At 44.4% G+C, this 16,700-nt stretch carries 10 protein-coding genes; 2 read left to right on the forward strand and 8 right to left on the reverse strand.

Annotated features, from left to right (window positions below; all coding sequences use genetic code 11):
• Positions 1-210 precede the first annotated feature (210 nt).
• Positions 211-339 (forward strand): hypothetical protein, encoded by a 129-nt coding sequence (locus PGW94_RS02215; protein WP_271758202.1) that lies wholly within the window; start codon positions 211-213, stop codon positions 337-339.
• Between the two features lie 16 nt (positions 340-355).
• Here the strand turns inward: PGW94_RS02215 and PGW94_RS02220 are convergent, their stop codons facing one another.
• The 7 genes from PGW94_RS02220 to PGW94_RS02250 form a co-directional block, all read right to left on the reverse strand.
• The gene (locus PGW94_RS02220) at positions 356-2,014 is read right to left on the reverse strand and encodes a hypothetical protein (protein ID WP_271758204.1); all 1,659 of its coding nucleotides are present in this window, start codon (positions 2,012-2,014) and stop codon (positions 356-358) included.
• 276 nt (positions 2,015-2,290) lie between these two features.
• A complete protein-coding gene (locus PGW94_RS02225; RefSeq protein WP_271758206.1) occupies positions 2,291-3,964 on the reverse strand; it encodes a hypothetical protein in 1,674 nt (557 codons plus the stop codon).
• Positions 3,965-4,164: 200 nt separating this feature from the next.
• Positions 4,165-5,769, reverse strand: a complete 1,605-nt coding sequence (locus PGW94_RS02230; RefSeq protein ID WP_271758208.1) for a hypothetical protein — start codon at positions 5,767-5,769, stop codon at positions 4,165-4,167.
• Positions 5,770-6,049: 280 nt separating this feature from the next.
• On the reverse strand, positions 6,050-7,522 hold the full coding sequence (locus tag PGW94_RS02235) for a hypothetical protein (protein ID WP_271758209.1): 1,473 nt from the start codon (positions 7,520-7,522) through the stop codon (positions 6,050-6,052).
• A gap of 88 nt (positions 7,523-7,610) precedes the next feature.
• Complete coding sequence (locus PGW94_RS02240; protein ID WP_271758211.1) at positions 7,611-9,302, reverse strand: hypothetical protein; 1,692 nt, start codon at positions 9,300-9,302, stop codon at positions 7,611-7,613.
• A gap of 868 nt (positions 9,303-10,170) precedes the next feature.
• Positions 10,171-11,772, reverse strand: coding sequence for a hypothetical protein (locus PGW94_RS02245; protein ID WP_271758214.1), 1,602 nt, complete (start codon positions 11,770-11,772; stop codon positions 10,171-10,173).
• A gap of 1,259 nt (positions 11,773-13,031) precedes the next feature.
• A complete protein-coding gene (locus tag PGW94_RS02250; protein ID WP_271758216.1) occupies positions 13,032-13,910 on the reverse strand; it encodes a hypothetical protein in 879 nt (292 codons plus the stop codon).
• Positions 13,911-13,972: 62 nt separating this feature from the next.
• On the opposite strand from PGW94_RS02250, the gene PGW94_RS02255 reads away from it, so the two are divergent.
• Positions 13,973-14,149: a hypothetical protein gene (locus PGW94_RS02255; protein ID WP_271758218.1), complete on the forward strand. Its 177-nt coding sequence runs from the start codon at positions 13,973-13,975 to the stop codon at positions 14,147-14,149.
• 1,986 nt (positions 14,150-16,135) lie between these two features.
• Here PGW94_RS02255 and PGW94_RS02260 read toward each other — a convergent pair.
• On the reverse strand, positions 16,136-16,507 hold the full coding sequence (locus tag PGW94_RS02260) for a hypothetical protein (protein WP_271758220.1): 372 nt from the start codon (positions 16,505-16,507) through the stop codon (positions 16,136-16,138).
• Positions 16,508-16,700 lie beyond the last annotated feature (193 nt).

Below are 16,700 nucleotides of genomic sequence, written 5' to 3' on the forward strand. Positions count from 1 at the left end.
GACGCAATTTTGTTTGTGGAGAGAGTATTTTCTTTAATTCCCCTCGCAATGCGATCATGAAAGCAGACGTCCGCCTCAGGAGACCATTGCTTCCAAGGAGCAAAACCATCGTCGTAAGTATCATGTCTTACATTGCTGCCATGCACTGCAACTACCGCGAGATGTCAACTCCTTAAGATTGTAACATGTAAGAGCAGCGTATGTGTACTAATGAAGCCTTTTAATGCGTTTAGGAGAGAACTTGGGTCATGCGCACAATACTTCTTTCTGTACGCTATCAGTGTGGAGTTGAGTACATATGATGGGATAACTGAAGTACGTGCAATGGTAACCATGTAGGCAACACCAGATCTGATTATGGAGTAGGGCTTCTGTCATTAGAATTTTGTCTGACTTCGGCCAGGGACTGTATGTCGCATCCAACGACATCTTCAAGAGAGCTACTGGGCGATAGAGCGCTACTGTGAGTTGGCGAACCGTCAGAATACCCCCCCCCAACGCCACCGTGCATATTCATTATAGTTTCCTCGCCAGCGTATGTAAAAGCTGCATTTTCCTGCGCCAATACGTACCTTACTCCGAAGGATACGAAACTGCGTAGCAAATCCAACACAGATCCAAGTTCACCACGTGCATTTTGCCCGTCCCCTTCGACGAGTTTGCGTAGCTCAAGGCCTTTGAGTTCTGATGCGCATGCATCGCAGGCTCTAGTCGCAACGTTAACAGCCTGTTCCATCAGTGTTGATGACCACTGCGCGTGAGGCAGCTGACTTTTGTCGATAGATGTGAGGTTTTCAACGACGTTTTCTAGGCACGTCAATACGTCATGCAGTTTTCTTCTATCATCCTCAGCTACGTACCCGTAAGCTTTGTACGATTCAAGGTGTGAACATAGTCTCTGAGCATTCAATGTGAGCTTTCTGCTATACCCAATTATCTTCGCGATAGCAGAAGACCTGGCTTTTTTGTACGCAATTTGAAGCAATGCCAGTATTGTCATGCATTCTGTGATATCAGCACGTACCCTTGTTGCGAAGCGTGAATTCCTTGCCGAATAAGCATAAGTCCCGCGTGATATCATATCTACTTGGTCATAAAGTACGTCTAGTGCCCAAATGGCTGCATAAAGATTTTGCTGAATTGAATTTTTACAGGTCAAATTTAAGTACTCCAGTGCCTTCATTCTTAGAACTGCTACTCTGAAGCTACAACAACGTCTTATGTCGGATATTCGATCATATACACCGAGGCGGTATTTTCCATATTTGTTTACTGAAAACGCCTGACGCGCTGCCATATCTAGTAGCTTGAACGTGCATGTCAGGATGGAAGCATTTATTACTAGAACTGACTTTTCTGTGAAAATCTTCTCCCGCTCGGCTCTTGGGATGCTTACGGCATTGAATGCATTGACAACAATTCTAAGTGCCTGATTTGCGCGGTCTAAAGACTCAGCTAATTCTCTGGCGTCATGTATAATTCCCTCACTTGTGCATTCCAAGACAAGACTCTGCTGCATTGCATCAATCGCATTTACAAGAAGAATCAGCATTTGTGTTATGTGTAAGCACTTCTCATCGTTTGCATACAGCCACTTGTCCAGTGAATCGTACGCGGTATTGAGTCCAAGCATGGCAGAGTAACATCTGTGTATAATAGAAATATACCTACGTAGCATTCTAGCCCCGATAGTCTTGGAGTCTGCAGTATCCTCATCTTTCAACAGGTGACATGCTTCAAATATACGGCGTTGCGCGGCCTCCAGAGCAGGAACGTTTACCTCGTAAGTACTTGTAGAATCAACATACTGCAGCTCTCTCAACAGTTGGCTGGCTATTTCACCAGATCTGGTGAGTAATTGCAGTACTACCGAGGCAATCTTATCCACAGATAGTGTATTATCTTCTATTCCTGCTGCTACCCGTTCATGAAAACAAATGTTCATTCCAGGAGACCACTGCTCCCAAGGAGAAAAACTCCTGCTGTTGCCAATATATGCCCCATGCCCATGCACAGTACTCACCAAAGTATTTACAATTGTCTGTGATTATAGCATGGTTCCACAACTTTAAATAAGTACGGCTTCTTTTGAGCTACTACTGCGATGGGAATGTGCTTTTATGGTCTTCGGATGGACAGTATGGGTAGACATACCTAATGCAGTCTGTGCATTTACAAAGCATACGCTGATGCATAAGTATATCACGGGTGATTTTGCAAAAGTGAGTCACTAGTTACTACCACGACAGCGATCATTTATGTGTGTGGTTCCTTCATGGATTTGCATATCTCATACCCTATTGCACGATAAAGAGCTACGTACATAGTCCTGCGCGTTGGCAACTTCCCCTAAGTGGCCTGAGGGTGTCGTCACGCTGCCAGAAGTTGTCTGCTCCTGAACATCCCCCCCCCCTCCTTCGAGCAGGGAATTTGCGGGCCATGTATTAGACCGCAGCGCGTTGCACCTAAGAAGTCCTCTAACCCTGAAGTGCACATGACGCACAACATCACTGACTTCAGCATCTATATCCTCGTAAGCACCAAGTGCTTCTGTGCACAACGCGGTCAACTCACTATTCGGGTCTTCGGAGCAGGCTGTATTTGTGACCTGTGCTCTTACCCTTTTAAGTTCTGCCTCACAAACCGTTAGTGCCGTGTCAACAGCTTGCCGTGCCTGTTGTAATAGTTCAGCAGACCACAATGGGTACAGGAGCTTGTATCTGCTTATACATTCTAGGCCTTGGTGAATAGATGCCAAATTTTTCATCACGTTATGCAGTTGTTTCTCGACGTAAAGTACAGCTTCATCTGAGATACACTCCAGCGGAACATATACAACAGAGGTAGTATGTGCTAGTGCCACATTTATACGAAGCATGCGTGAGGTAGTTGAGTTTTTCTTTCCAGCTCTTTCGTAGGCCATGTGTAGCAATGTGAGTATGGTAGCGCATTCTGTAACGTTTAGGGATATGTTATAAGCATTGTGCAAATCTTCACTGACATTCTCATATGTTTTCTGAGATATTGAGTAGATAACTTCGTCAAGACGCCCAAGTGCCCACTCAATAGTACTGAGTATCTGAAATAAGAAGGAGTTGGTAGTTTCAGTCATATACTCTTGTATCTTGATGCGTAAAACAAGTGCCCGGAAATAGCAATAAAACCTTATTGCTCGCACGTGCTCGTACCGAACCCGACACAATGTTATATCTCTAACAGACGGGTTCCTATTGGCAGCGATGTTCAAGAGTTTGAACGAAGATATTAGGAGAGAAGCATTGGTTAGTAGAGCGTTCTTCTCCGTGGCCATGACTCTGCCATCTTTTTCAGGTATTCTCACGGCATTGAGTGAATGTATCACGATCTTGATTAACTTCTCTCCCGTACCAAGAGCATCTGATAACTTGCCATCACCGCGTGTTACAAACTCATCAGGGTAAATATTAACCCTGCATTGCTGCATAGCGTCTACAGCGTTGCTAATCATTACAAGCATTTGAGCTACATGCTCGGATTTCTCATCGTGACCGTTTAACCACATGTCGAAGTCACTATAAAACGCGCTTAACAGGAGCATAGCCACGTTGCATATGCCGGTTATACGGTCATAGGTACGCAGCATTCTCCTGCCTATAGTCTCTCCAGGAAACTCCGTACTACATACTTTTAGCAAGCTACATGCATCTGAAATATGATGTTGTGCAGAGAACAAGGCATGCGTATCCACGGTGGATGCCCATGGAGAGTCAACATATCGCACTTCCTTCAATAGAGCGAGCGCTATTTCATTAGCCTTTGTTAGTAATTTGAGAACAATTGACGCAATTTTGTCAACGGAGAGGGTGTTATTTTTGATTTTCTTTGCAATGCGATCATGAAAGCAAACGTCTGCCTCAGGAGACCATTGCTCCCAAGGAGCAAAGCCGTCGTCGTAAGTATCATGTCTTACATTGTTGCCGTGCATTGCAACTACCGCGAGATGTTAACTCCCTAATATTGTAACATGTGAGAACATCGTGTGTGTACCTGTTAAGCCTTTTAATGCGTCTAGGAGAGAACTTTAATCTTGCTCCTTTCTGTATGCTATCAATGTGGAACTGAGTACATACGATGGGATAACCGAAGTACGTGCAATGGTAACCATGTAGGCAACACCAGATCTGATTATGGAGTAGGGCTTCTGTCATTAGAATTTTGTCTTACTTCGGCCAAGGACTGCATGTCGTGATCGATCATGTCTTCAAGGGAACTACTAGGCGATAGAGCGCTGCTGTGAGTTTGCGAATCGTCGGAATACCCCCCCCCTCTGATGTAATTTGCTGGCCGTTCTTTTTGGCTAAGAGCGGCTTTTGGGAAATGTGGCATATTACAGGGCATTTTTTGTAAGTTTTTACAATCGGCGTGCATCTTTTCTACACGCATCTCTACACTTTTCAGCTTTGATATGCATGTATCAAGTGCGTGGTCTGCGCATTTTATAGCCTGAATCAACATGTAACGAGACCACTGTCGGTGCGGTAGCTGACTAATATCCCTGAGTCTACTGCATACTGACTCTAAGTAAGTTAGCGCTTCTCGCAGCTTATCAGCACCTAATATAGAGGCATTTCTTGTATCCCGTTTTTTAAGATGTAGGCAGCATAGCAATGCACTATAGGCCATATCTTTTTCTTGATTTAGAGCTTTTTCAACGTCTAAATTCCTTTCTCCTTCTCTTTCGTAAGCAGTACACAATAGCGTAAGTACAGTTACACATTCTGTGATGTCATAGGCCATCATAGTCGAATAGTGCATTTTTTTACCCATCTCTGAGTATGTGCCGCCTGATATGGTGTACACCTCGTCATAAAGATGGTCTAGAGCCCAGACCGCACCACGTAATGCTTGGTGAATTTTTGTGATATTCTTACTAGATTTTATGTACTTTTTAACTCTTGTGCGAAGCGACAATATGCGTAATACGCAACAATGCTGTACCGTCCTGATGGCGCGTAAGGCATTTATATCGCATGTCGTGTGCCTTGAAAATGCCCTATGAGATGCAATGTCAAATAGCTTTAACGTAGATAACAATATAGAAGCATTGGTTAACAATATTGACTTCTCAATTGACACTCTTCTTGTTTCGCGTCCTGATACTATAGCAGCATTAAGGGAGTTCACGATAATCCGCAATGCTTGATCGATGCGACTTAGGGATCCTGCAAGATCTTTTCTGCTGTGGGGCATATGCTCTAGTGGGTGCTCGGCAAGGTTGCACTGTTGTATTGCATCAAGAACGTTTGTTAAAAGCACCAGAATTTTTGCCACAAACGCGGATCTTGCGTGATGCAATAGTAGATCTGTATCGTAGTCAAAAATGTTTAGGGTAGAGACCATGACATAGCACTCGTTGGTAATTTCTGAGTACCTATGCAGCATAATTTTTCCCGCAGTGAAGACCCTAGGCAGATCATCGACATTTCTGCCTTTAAGCAAGTCTATAGTTCTTGATATGCCTTGTTGAACAGTGATTAATGATCCTATGTTTAAATCGCACATTTGGGGTGTGTCTGCATACCTAACTTCCTTCAAGAGGGCCAGTGAGATCTCATTTGCTCTGTTAAGTAATCTCAAAACTACAGCGGCAATTTTGTCAGAAGACAGAACCTTGTCTTTGATGCCTTCAGCTATTCGATCGTGGAAACAAACTGTAGACTCAGGTGTCCACTGTTCCCAAGGGGAAAAACCGTTGTTGATGTTGTTAGGTATTTCATTGCGGCCATACATCACGGATCTCCGTATTAACTTCCTTTTGCCAGTGTGAGCACGATCTGTGCACTCGATTGGCACATTATTACCATTCGTTGCATGCCTCTCAGGGCTATATGCTGCAGAGGGGGAGCTTTGGGCTTATGAACTTTGTGATACAAGCCCAAATCAGCTAGCAGCACACTCGCAATAGCCGCCCAAAACGGAAGAGATTTGGGCAATTAATGTTGCACGCAGCAAAGGCATCTGCTTTTTAGCATTGTGTGAAAATGCTATGCAACCAGCAGTTTTTCTTCCGTCACTGCAATACCCCCCCCCTTCGACTTCCGTACTCCACAAATGTACCTCTTTGTACAGGAGCCTCCTGCGTAAAGTACAGCATGTTTCCGGGAGCAGCCTTTGTGTTATCATAACAAGCGCGCAGTTGTGCGCGTTTTAGCCTTGCCACGCAAGTATCAAATGCATCGTCAACGCATTGTACGGCCCTAATCAACATGGTAGAAGCCCACTGCTGATGGGATAATTTGCCTAGATCGATAGCCTTCAGCCCATTATCTATAGACTCCAGACAAACGAGCACTTCCTGCAGCTTCTCTGTACCCGACATGCATGTACTTCTTGTGCCTCCAAGACGTATGCAGTTCAGCAATGCTCCACATGCTATGTCTTTTTTTTGCGCGAGGACTTTTGCGATGTTGGAATCTCCCTCTCCAGCTCTTTCGTAGGCAACACATAGGAGGGTGAGTATTGTCACACACTCTGTTAGGTCCAAGGACATTTTAGTCGCATAGTGTATTCTCCTACCTACATCTGAGTATGTGCCACTTGACATGGCATAAACCTCGTCATAAAGACGGTCTAGAGCCCAGACCGCACTACTGAACGTTTGATATTCCCGTGCACTATTACTCGCTGCTTCGGTGTACTTATTGATTTTTTTTCGGAGAATAGATATCCGGAATGCGCAGCAATGCCGTATCGTATTAACATCACGCAGTATGTTGACGTCGTTTACACTATGTTCTGAAAACGCTCTTCGTGCTGCCATGTCGAGTAGCTTAAACGTTGATATCAGGAGAGAAGCGTTTGTTAACAAGTCTAACTTCTCAGCCAGCATCATTCTTTCATCATCGTAGGGTATTACCGAAGAATGAAGCGCGTTTACGACAATTCTCAGAGCTTGATCAGCACGTCTCTGAGCACCCTCCAGTTCTTTTTGATCTGGAGCTGCGTACTCGTGTGGATGTACAGAAAAATTGCACTGTTGTACAGCATCTACAGTGTTGGTCAGAAGCACTAGAATTTGTGCTACGTACGCGTAATTCATACCATGTAACAGTGCGTATGAATCGTAGTAGAACATATGCAGCGAGATCATTGCAACATGGCACTCATTTGTTATTTCTGAAGACCCTCGCAGCATGATATCACTCGCGGTCAGCCCCGGGGGCAGATCAGCTACATTCCGACCCTTTAGGAGGTCGATTGCTTTCGATATATGTTGTTGAACCGTAATCAGCGATTCTACATTAAAGTCGCACATTTGGGGCGAGTCTGCATACCTAACTTCCTTCAAGAGGGCCAGTGAGATCTCATTTGCTCTGTTAAGTAATCTCAAAACTACAGCGGCAATTTTGTCAGAAGACAGAACCTTGTCTTTGATGCCTTCAGCTATTCGATCGTGGAAACAAACTGTAGACTCAGGTGTCCACTGTTCCCAAGGGGAAAAACCGTTGTTGATGTTGTTAGGTATTTCATTGCGGCCATACATCACGGATCTCCGTATTAACTTCCTTTTGCCAGTGTGAGCGCTACCTGTACACCCAACTGGCACATTATTACCATTCGTTGCATGCCTCTCAGGGCCATATGCTGCAAGAGTGGAGCTTTGGGCTGAACTTTGTGATACAAGCCCAAATCAGCTGGCAGCGCACTAGCAATAGCCGCCCAAAACAAAAGAGATTTGGGTAATCAATGCTGCATGCATCGAAAGACATCTGCTTTTTAGCATCGTGTGAAAATGCTATGCAACCAGCAGTTTTTCTTCCGTCACCGCAATACCCCCCCCTCCTTTCGTACTCCACAAATGTATTCATTTGTGCAGGGGTCTCCTGCGAAAAGCGCAGCATGTAATCGCTATAGGCGGCTAGCATGTTTTTATAACGAGTTCGCATTGCTACATCATGCGTGTGTGCATGTTTTAGTGTCGCGATGCAGGCATCCAAGGCATCGTCCACGCATTTCACGGCCCTAGTCAACATGGTTGAGGACCACTGCTGGTACGGTAGTCTGCTTAAATCAACAGCTCTAAGCCCATTACCTACGGATTCAAGACAAATCAACATTTCCTGTAACTTCTTTGTACCTGACACACACGATTCTTTTGTTCTTTCAAGACGGATGCAATTCAGCAATGCGCCACATGCCATGTCCTCTTGTTGCTCGAGAACTTTTGCAATGTTTGAATCTTCCCCTTCAGTGCTTTCGTAGGCAACACGTAGTAGGCTTAGTATCGTAACGCACTCCGCAATATCTAAGGACATTTTAGCTGCGTAGTGCATTCTTCCTGCCACATCTGAATATGTGCCACTAGCTATAGCGTAAATCTCGTCATAAGTACGATCTATAGCCCATGCTGCGTTGCAAAACGCTTGATGTGCCCTTTCATTATTCTTTTTCCTTGCTTCCCTTACGTACCTCTTAATTTTTTCACGAAGCATCAGTACCCTGCATGCGCAACAGTTCTGTACTGTATTTACATCGTGTAGCATGTTTATGTGGTTGGTTCTGTGCTTTGAGAAAGCCCTGCGGGCCGCCATGTCAAGTAGCCTAAATGTTGATATCAGGAGAGAAGTGTTTATTAACAAGTTTGACCTTTCAACCAGCACCGTTCTTTCGTTGTCGTAAGGTATCACTGAAGAATGAAGGGCATTTACGACAATTCTCAAAGCCTGATCAGCACGTCTTAGTGCGCTCTCCAGGTCCTTATGATCAGAGGCTGCATACTCATGTGGATATACGGAGAAATTGCACTGTTGGATCGCATCTACAGTGTTAGTAAGCAGCACCAGAACTTGTGCCACGTACGCATGATTAACATTTTGCAACAGCGCATGTGAATCGTAGTAGAACATATGCAACGAGGTCATAGCAACGTAGCAATCGTTTGTTATTTTCGAAGACATACGCAACATGACATCGCCCACTCCCAATCCCGTGGGAAGATCGTCTACACCTCTACCCTTGAGTAAGTCGCGCGCTTTTGATATATGTTGCTGCACCTTAATCAGCGATGCTACATTAAAATCGCACATTTGGGGTGCGTCTGCATACCTAACTTCCTTCAAGATAGCCAGTGAGATCTCATTTGCTCTGTTAAGTAATCTCAAAACTACAGCAGCAATTTTGTCAGCAGACAGAACCTTGTCTTTTATGCCTTCAGCTATTCGATCGTGGAAACAAACTGTAGACTCAGGTGTCCACTGTTCCCAAGGGGAAAAACCACCGCGATTACTACGTGTTCCACTACGCGCATGCACTACGCCTACCACAATACACTAACACCCCAACAGTGTAACACGGAAATACAACTCACACGATAAACAGGTCTCTGATGTCCTTCTGGCCAGGCAATTTTGTTACTTCATTCTGGAAAGATGTCTGGATGCATAAAAACCCGCTTTGCTGGATGTGTACAGCACTGGTAAAAGCCCTTGGTAGAGTGCCTTTTGCACGTCTTAGAGCGGATTGGATGAGCTAATATGCCTTTTCTAGGCGATAAGCGTTGTATGAACTTATCAAGTGCTTAAGGACCACAACATTCTCATTCGCCACGGAAATTAAGCTGCCAAACGCAATACTGTTTTTTCAAGCAAAACCAATGATCTCCGAAGACTCTACGAGCGGTAGATGCTGGTTTCTATATCTATTTATGCCTCAAGCCATTATCGGTGGTATTGTAACTAATGCATGCATCCTTATTCTGCAAGTCAGGATATGCTTTCATGTATGAGCTTGTCACACTGCCTGAATATTATGGCTGAGCCAAAGTAGTGAAATCTATTACCATGCCAAATCCCGCTGTTCATGTGACTTTTAGGCGTGATAAAGGTGATTTTACTTGTGAAGGTAACGCATACGCATATAATGATGCTTTACTTGTTATGATATCCGTAAGTTACGGAGAACAGGTCATATCGGTTACATTTGAGTATGTGTTCTGTTATCCTGTGGCATTGAAAAGCGCGTCTTATCTTTTCAGGAACAGTGTCCGAAGAGAGTACAGCGCGTAGCGTCACCTCGACGTTATTCCCCAAGGTGCGTTTCCCAGCGGAGGAATCTCAATATGTCTGAGTGCATTATGTGTGTGAGCGCTTTTCCATTAAGCTACCAGTAGCCGCTGTGCTGTTGAATGAAGATTCAGCGTAGAATACCCCCCCCCGCCCTCTCGGAGCCACGAGATGCTCTGCTATCTGCAACAAGCCGTGCAAAGCTTGTATTTCCTACTTCTGTGTTTTGGCCATGTATATTGTTTCGGAAAAACTGTGCACGCAACTTTTCAACAACAGACTGTAGCTCCACTTGTGAGAAATGATCACTATTTCTTTTTTGAGCTCCTATACTTTTAAGCTCAGACTCGCATATATCAAATGCTGAATCAGCTGCTTGCATTGACTGTTTCAATAGGGTTGCAGACCACTGTTTGTGCAATAGCTGACTGCTGTCGATCGATGTTAGATCGTTGCGCACGAGCTCCAGATACGCTAGCACACTGTGTAGCTCTGTTACTTGAACATCTTTGCAAGATTCGAAGCTATAGCACAAGGATTTTGCTGCTTGTACCATTTCATAGATTTGCTCGAGAGTTTTTGCAGTGGGTGAATGCTGCATCCGTGCCTTGGTGTAAGCAAGGCGCAGAAGAGTCAATGCACTCATGCACTCGGAAACATTCAAAGATAGCTCAGTGCCATAGCACCAGTAGTCCCTGCCGGTAGCATCGAACATCCCACACGATATGGAGTTTATTTCTTTACATAGAACGACTAAGGCCCATTCGACCATGCGGCACGCAGTAACCTCCCGTAAATTGGCATCTGAGTAGTGCAAGTCCGCGAACGTATTGGCCTTTGAACGTAAAACCAATGCCCTAACATTACAGCAATTCTTGATGACCCTTAAATGATTATATTGTACGCGTACATCATGCTTCATGGATGTTGCAAAGGCCTGGCGAGCTGCTATATCCAGGAGCTTAAACGTTGTCACTAGCATAGAGGCGTTTGACAATAACGCAATCTTTGACGCAGTTACTTCGCATGCTGAATATTGCTTTGGTATACTTACAGCCTGCAGCGAATTCATGGAAATTCTCAGAGCTTGTCCAGCACGACGCAAAGCCCATCCAAGTTCCGTAGAGTTTGGCGCCATGTACTCATGCGGATGTGCGGCCAAGTTGCATTGCTGTAGGGCGTCAATTGTGTTTACTATAAGTGTTATTAACTGTGTAATGTGCTCATATTTGTTGTCATTTCCGTATAACCACATGGAGAAATCTATGTAAAAAGAATTGAGGAAGAGTAGGGTGGCATAACACCGGAAAGTTATATCGTAATACGAGTAAAGCATACTGCTTCCCCCGACCTGCTTCAGGGTCACTCTTGCTCTATACTGCCGGCCTTTCAGCATGTTGCATGTTGCTGATATGTGACGTTGAGCTGTCATCAAGGCTTGTGCATTGACCTCGCACGCCCTGGGAGGGTCTACGTACCGGATCTCTTTTAAAAGAGCCAAAGAAATCTCATTTGCCCTAGTGAGTAGGCGTAGGGATATAGCGGCAATTTTATTAGTGGTCAGAGTCCCGGTTTTAATGCCTGCAGCTATACGATCGTGAAAGCAAATTTCTGAATTGCAAGACCACCCCTTCCAAGGGGCAAATCCGTCATCAATACAATCACGTACTCCACTATGCCCATGCATCCTGAACACCACATATCGTAACCATGCGTATACTATAACATGCATTTACACTCTCTATCTAACTTGTAGGATCTTGATAATTGGTTTTTCGCGGTGGTTTTGATTTATGTGATACTTTAAGATAAACATAGGATGTCTACAGTTGAGATAGATACTGTATTGCAACCAAATATTATGGCACCCAATGCATGTGATAGGCTTGGAGGTATCGCTAGACTTCGTTTTTACGGTATATAAGACGTTTCATAATCAGACCAAAGGCTGACCGTAATTTTTTGTCAACAGCAACACAGAGATGCGTTTATTGGAGTATCACCTGGATACGTTGGGTTTTTCATTGAACGGAAAAGTTTTATGTGTGCTTTCGTTATTCGGTAGGTGAAGCGTTTCTACTAAAGGGCTCGGTGTGGTAAATCTAGATTCTAGATGTTTTCAATTACGTTTTTTGATCATTTTGCCGGCATGGCTCCGTAGTTTTCAAAAGCACAACGGGGCTTCCATGTTCTACTGTGCAGTTTTTGTGTAGTTCGCAATGCATGCAAGTATATTGGTGAGGCATCCCTCGCATTTTTCGATGAGCATCTGCATAAAGAAGGCCTGACCATGTGAGATACCTCTAGCAACGCGCTTATGTCTCATTTCCGATATAAATAGCAGGCACTCACGGTTGTGGATGAGTTAACTCATTAGGTTCCATCGTGCGCAATGCCCATCCATACCTGCTGTTGCCTGATAAAAATGTAGATCATATCCCTTCGCCTGGAGATCGCATGTTGCACTTCGTAAAGTGAGTTCTTAATTTGTAGTGAAATATAAGTAGGAACTGAAGCGCATGTGCATGTGGCACCGGTTTCAATCTAAGACTCATTTTCTGTATTTTTCATAGTTTCACTAAGGCATCTTGTAACCGCCATATAGGTTCCGTTTTTTGTTCGGTTTTCATACACAGAACATGTAGTGTGCCACATGTTCTTTGGGAGATGAATGACACCGCTGACTTGGTGATTTAGTTTTGGCAGAGTAGGGCGTTTTCAGGTTAATTTTGCTACTATACAAGCGCAAAATCGGGTTTCTGAAATTGTGGAGAGATAGCTGAAAAGAGCTCCCCATTATTTCTCAAGGTGCAGTGAGCTGGGCATATGGTGTAAGTGCTACATGTCTCACCCTACTGCACAATATAGAAAGTTTGCGGTGGACGATCATATGTTAGTTAAATAGGGAGAGCTATGCCGCAGTAACAATTACACGATATAACTCTCCTAACTTGATGTTGCAGTACATAGGAGCTAATTTTTGCCATCAAATCACTTATATGCGCGCGTTGATGCAACTGCCTTTTCAACCACTACATCCTGCAATTTGCTCTCACAACCTCTATGGTGGCTATCAGCGAATGCACCTCCGTCATTGCGTGGTGGCCATAAATCCTTAGAGCCTTCCGTGCCGCTATGCGCAGAACTTGTTGACGCTTTTACGTAGCCAAAGCTTAGCGAGCGCTCACTCCGATCGTCTTCGCTAGACAAGCAGTTGCCTAGTCCTCTTCTCTTGTTCCGAGGCGATAAATCTAAAGTAGCAGATGTGTCTGCTGTGTTTCGAGTTGCGAGATTAAGTGTTTGTGGTCTTGCGGGTCTTGTACTTGGGTATCCAGACATTTCTGATTGTGTGGCAGGAACACAATTTGTACCCTTTTCGTTAGATGAGCAACCGTCATGCAGCTCCTTATGGGTAATGGAGGAATCAGGATGAGGCAATACGCCATCTCGTGTCATAAGCTTAAGTACCGGAGGTCTCACGGGTTTAACGCCCTGACATCCAGATGTTTCTGACTGCGAAGCAGGAGCATAATTTATATCTTCTCCGCTGGATGAGTAGTTGCTTCGTAGGCATCCGGGTATATGTGATGATGAATCCGAAGGGGTTGGTGTACCTACCGTGTTTTTTGTTTCCAGATTAAGTGTTTTCGGTCTTGTTGGTTTAACATCCGGTTGGCCTGAGAGTTCTCTTTGTGGGGAGGACTGGTTATTACTCGCTTCTAAAGATGGAGTTCTTCTTGCGCTACGTTGGCCACGTGATTCGAGTCGAGTAGTAGGGAATGCATAGTTAAATGCTGATAGGTCACCCATTCTACGGTAAGTGTCAAAGAACGGTGTGTAAGCGCTGTCGCGACCGGAATATTCCGCCATATTTTGAAGACGTGAAGATATAGTTGAAGCATCTGTTGTGTTTCGGCTTGTATAAGACGGAAATGTACGATTCACCCCTGCGGCAATCTGTTCTACATAACGGGGTAAGGGCGTGTCTGTGCGGTATGTTGCAAAATTTGCACGTTCTTGATGATTATTTGTGGGTCTGTTACGATATTGCACTACGGGTGATGATCGGAAGGATTCTGTGCGTTCTGGTTCGGGATCAACCCTACTAGTGCTTTGACGTGGAGCGCCATTGACACGCATGCGAGAATTGCCGTGTCGGTTTGAATTTCGACGTCTGTTCCGTCCTCCTCGTGGGGCTGAAGGACGAAGACTCCTTAATTCACGCGAAGCTTCCACGTAGCTAGTAGGGGCGTCGTGATGGTTTATACTATTATTTTGCCTCATTTCAGGAATACGATACTGCCTGAAGAGCATTTCTTCCTGACCCGTAGAATATGTGAAGGTATGTGGGCCGTTGTAGGACTCTTGAGAGTGATATGTAGTGTATGACCAAGTTGGAATGCCATTATGGAAGCCCATGTACGATACCGTTGGGTACAACCCATGGCTCCCGTATCCATGTGGATTTAGACAAGAATATACACCCGTGTCGTAGCTGTGTTGCTCCACGACAGGCCCGTTGTATACATATTTAGGTGAATAAGTTTTGCACATTGGGCACAGCACAGTGACCAGCTTATTGTATCGAGTTTGGCCCCAGCCGTTTTCATAGTTAAAATTATACATAAACTCCTCTGATCCATTAAATTTACTTAGCCGACGACTCATACATTCAGCACTTTCCAGAGACCATTACAGCACACATATCGCTATGGGTGCGTTGCCGGAACAATGAGTTTCTTGTTGTATGGGCTCATAGGCGCTCGGATACAGGTTGCTTTTGAATTCACAGCATTTTTGTTGTGGTCCTTTTTGTATACAACATGTGATCCTGCGCCGATTTTTTTAGTCTGTTTAACAGTAAATAGCGCATATTCAGTAAGATAATTCCGCAAATGTGTATTCGTTTTCCTACACACGGAGTAGCTTAGAGTTTGTTTGAGACGACCTTGGTGGCAGTGTGTTGTTATTGAATATATTGGGCTTGCATTCGTAAACAAAGACGCCGCTTTAGCCGCCACAAATACCTCTCTTTAACTTCAGAAATGAAACATGCCCGCAACATATTTTGATGCAGAACCGTGCATGTTAGCTACCATCATGTGGATTACAACACATGCCATTATATTTATCAATACTAATTTATACTAAATTAGACATAAAATGCTGCACACTAAACTATCGTATCAGTGATCTGGTGCAGATATCCCTCAACTATTCGGAATATAAAGATGACGGTTTATTTTTTACTATGTGAGAATGCATTGCTTATAGTTGTTTTAGCAACGGGTGCCCATGGCAAAATCGGGAGAATTACCGGTTGTTTTTGTGTGTTTTGCATATCGAGCACACTGAAATGCTGATATGCATCCAAATAAGGGCACCGGCGTTCTATGACAGTACACCCGATTATTTTTTGCTAGAGAAGCACTAGCGAGATTCTCTTAAAAATTCCATACGAAGCTATGGACCGATGCAGCAACCACTATGCAGTTTTGCTAAACCTCTCTTATATTGAGTCAGCGCGTTAACACTTCAAAAGTATTTTCTTCTTGTGGTTGTCTTGATAATGGGAAGTTTCAGAAAGAGATGGCAGTTGCCTCTCTCGCACAATACGACGTCATATTACATCTAAGCGCATCTTTTAAACTAGAGCGGGGTTTTAAAATTGTGCACATGGCAATGCGCTAAATGGAGATTCAACGGATAGTATTCTAAAAGAAGCATGCAACATTTCACGGAAACGCCTTATTGTGCTATACAGTGACGTGTTGCAATACTGATGTCTTGGACAATACGATAATGACTCGGACTCTACATTCCACGGATTTCGGGATTGTAATAGGAGTATTCTTTACCAAGTTGTGTGGCATTTTGTGATAAAACAACATACTTCTCTCCACACGGCCTTAACTGCGAAGTCGCGCGCAGCAACCGTACAGCACCAACGAGACGCACACATGTTCTCAGTGTTGTAACTCTCTTTTTCGCGTATTGAGTCTACCTTAGCACATACTGTGAGGCTACCCAAAAGTTAGTGTGGAAGGCTGAAGAACAACATATATGGCTACAAACCAACCCGATCAACGATCTGCTCACACATTACGTCCTGGAGCTGCAAATGCAGCTGCAACGTTAGGATTTTGGACCAAGCGTAAAGGCGGCCCTTCATGTACTGCAAATACCGGGGCCCAACCTGGAGGGGGGGGGTTATTCTGAGCCATAAATTGCATTTCCTCTTCCATGAAGTGACGGGCTGCACGGATAAGTGCACTTTCACTACCCAGTAGAACAATATCTAAAACCCACGACCTATACTCTTCGCTATGTCGTGCATCTCTCGCGTAACGTAGCACTGCACTCCTGAGGAGAGCAATCTCGAATCTGCTGAAATGTGGTACAACCTGTGGCCTGATACCACTATTGACCACAAAGTTCCTCGAATTTTGTGAACGTGCCCCGCCCATGATCCTCTTCCTTGCAATAAACAGTATGCTCAAGTGCTGTGCAAGCTAGCACCAACTATCTCAGCGTACGTTCGTAACCAAGGGTGACGACTGTCCAGATAAAACTGGCTACAGTTACTCCATTATGTGCGCTAAGATACAGCCGAGCATCTCGCGAGAAACCCAATTTCTCTGTTGTAATGCACAGTCGCTC

It is taken from the genome of Candidatus Anaplasma sp. TIGMIC (assembly GCF_028204095.1).
Classification (GTDB): domain Bacteria; phylum Pseudomonadota; class Alphaproteobacteria; order Rickettsiales; family Anaplasmataceae; genus Anaplasma.

What these genes read in the sequence shown, in the direction of transcription:
- PGW94_RS02215 (WP_271758202.1), top strand. Translation starts at nt 211, where the DNA reads ATGAAGCCTTTTAATGCGTTTAGGAGAGAACTTGGGTCATGCGCACAA.
- PGW94_RS02225 (WP_271758206.1), bottom strand. Translation starts at nt 3,964, where the DNA reads ATGCACGGCAACAATGTAAGACATGATACTTACGACGACGGCTTTGCT.
- PGW94_RS02230 (WP_271758208.1), bottom strand. Translation starts at nt 5,769, where the DNA reads ATGTATGGCCGCAATGAAATACCTAACAACATCAACAACGGTTTTTCC.
- PGW94_RS02235 (WP_271758209.1), bottom strand. Translation starts at nt 7,522, where the DNA reads ATGTATGGCCGCAATGAAATACCTAACAACATCAACAACGGTTTTTCC.
- PGW94_RS02245 (WP_271758214.1), bottom strand. Translation starts at nt 11,772, where the DNA reads ATGCATGTTATAGTATACGCATGGTTACGATATGTGGTGTTCAGGATG.
- PGW94_RS02250 (WP_271758216.1), bottom strand. Translation starts at nt 13,910, where the DNA reads ATGGCGGAATATTCCGGTCGCGACAGCGCTTACACACCGTTCTTTGAC.
- PGW94_RS02255 (WP_271758218.1), top strand. Translation starts at nt 13,973, where the DNA reads ATGTACGATTCACCCCTGCGGCAATCTGTTCTACATAACGGGGTAAGG.
- PGW94_RS02260 (WP_271758220.1), bottom strand. Translation starts at nt 16,507, where the DNA reads ATGGGCGGGGCACGTTCACAAAATTCGAGGAACTTTGTGGTCAATAGT.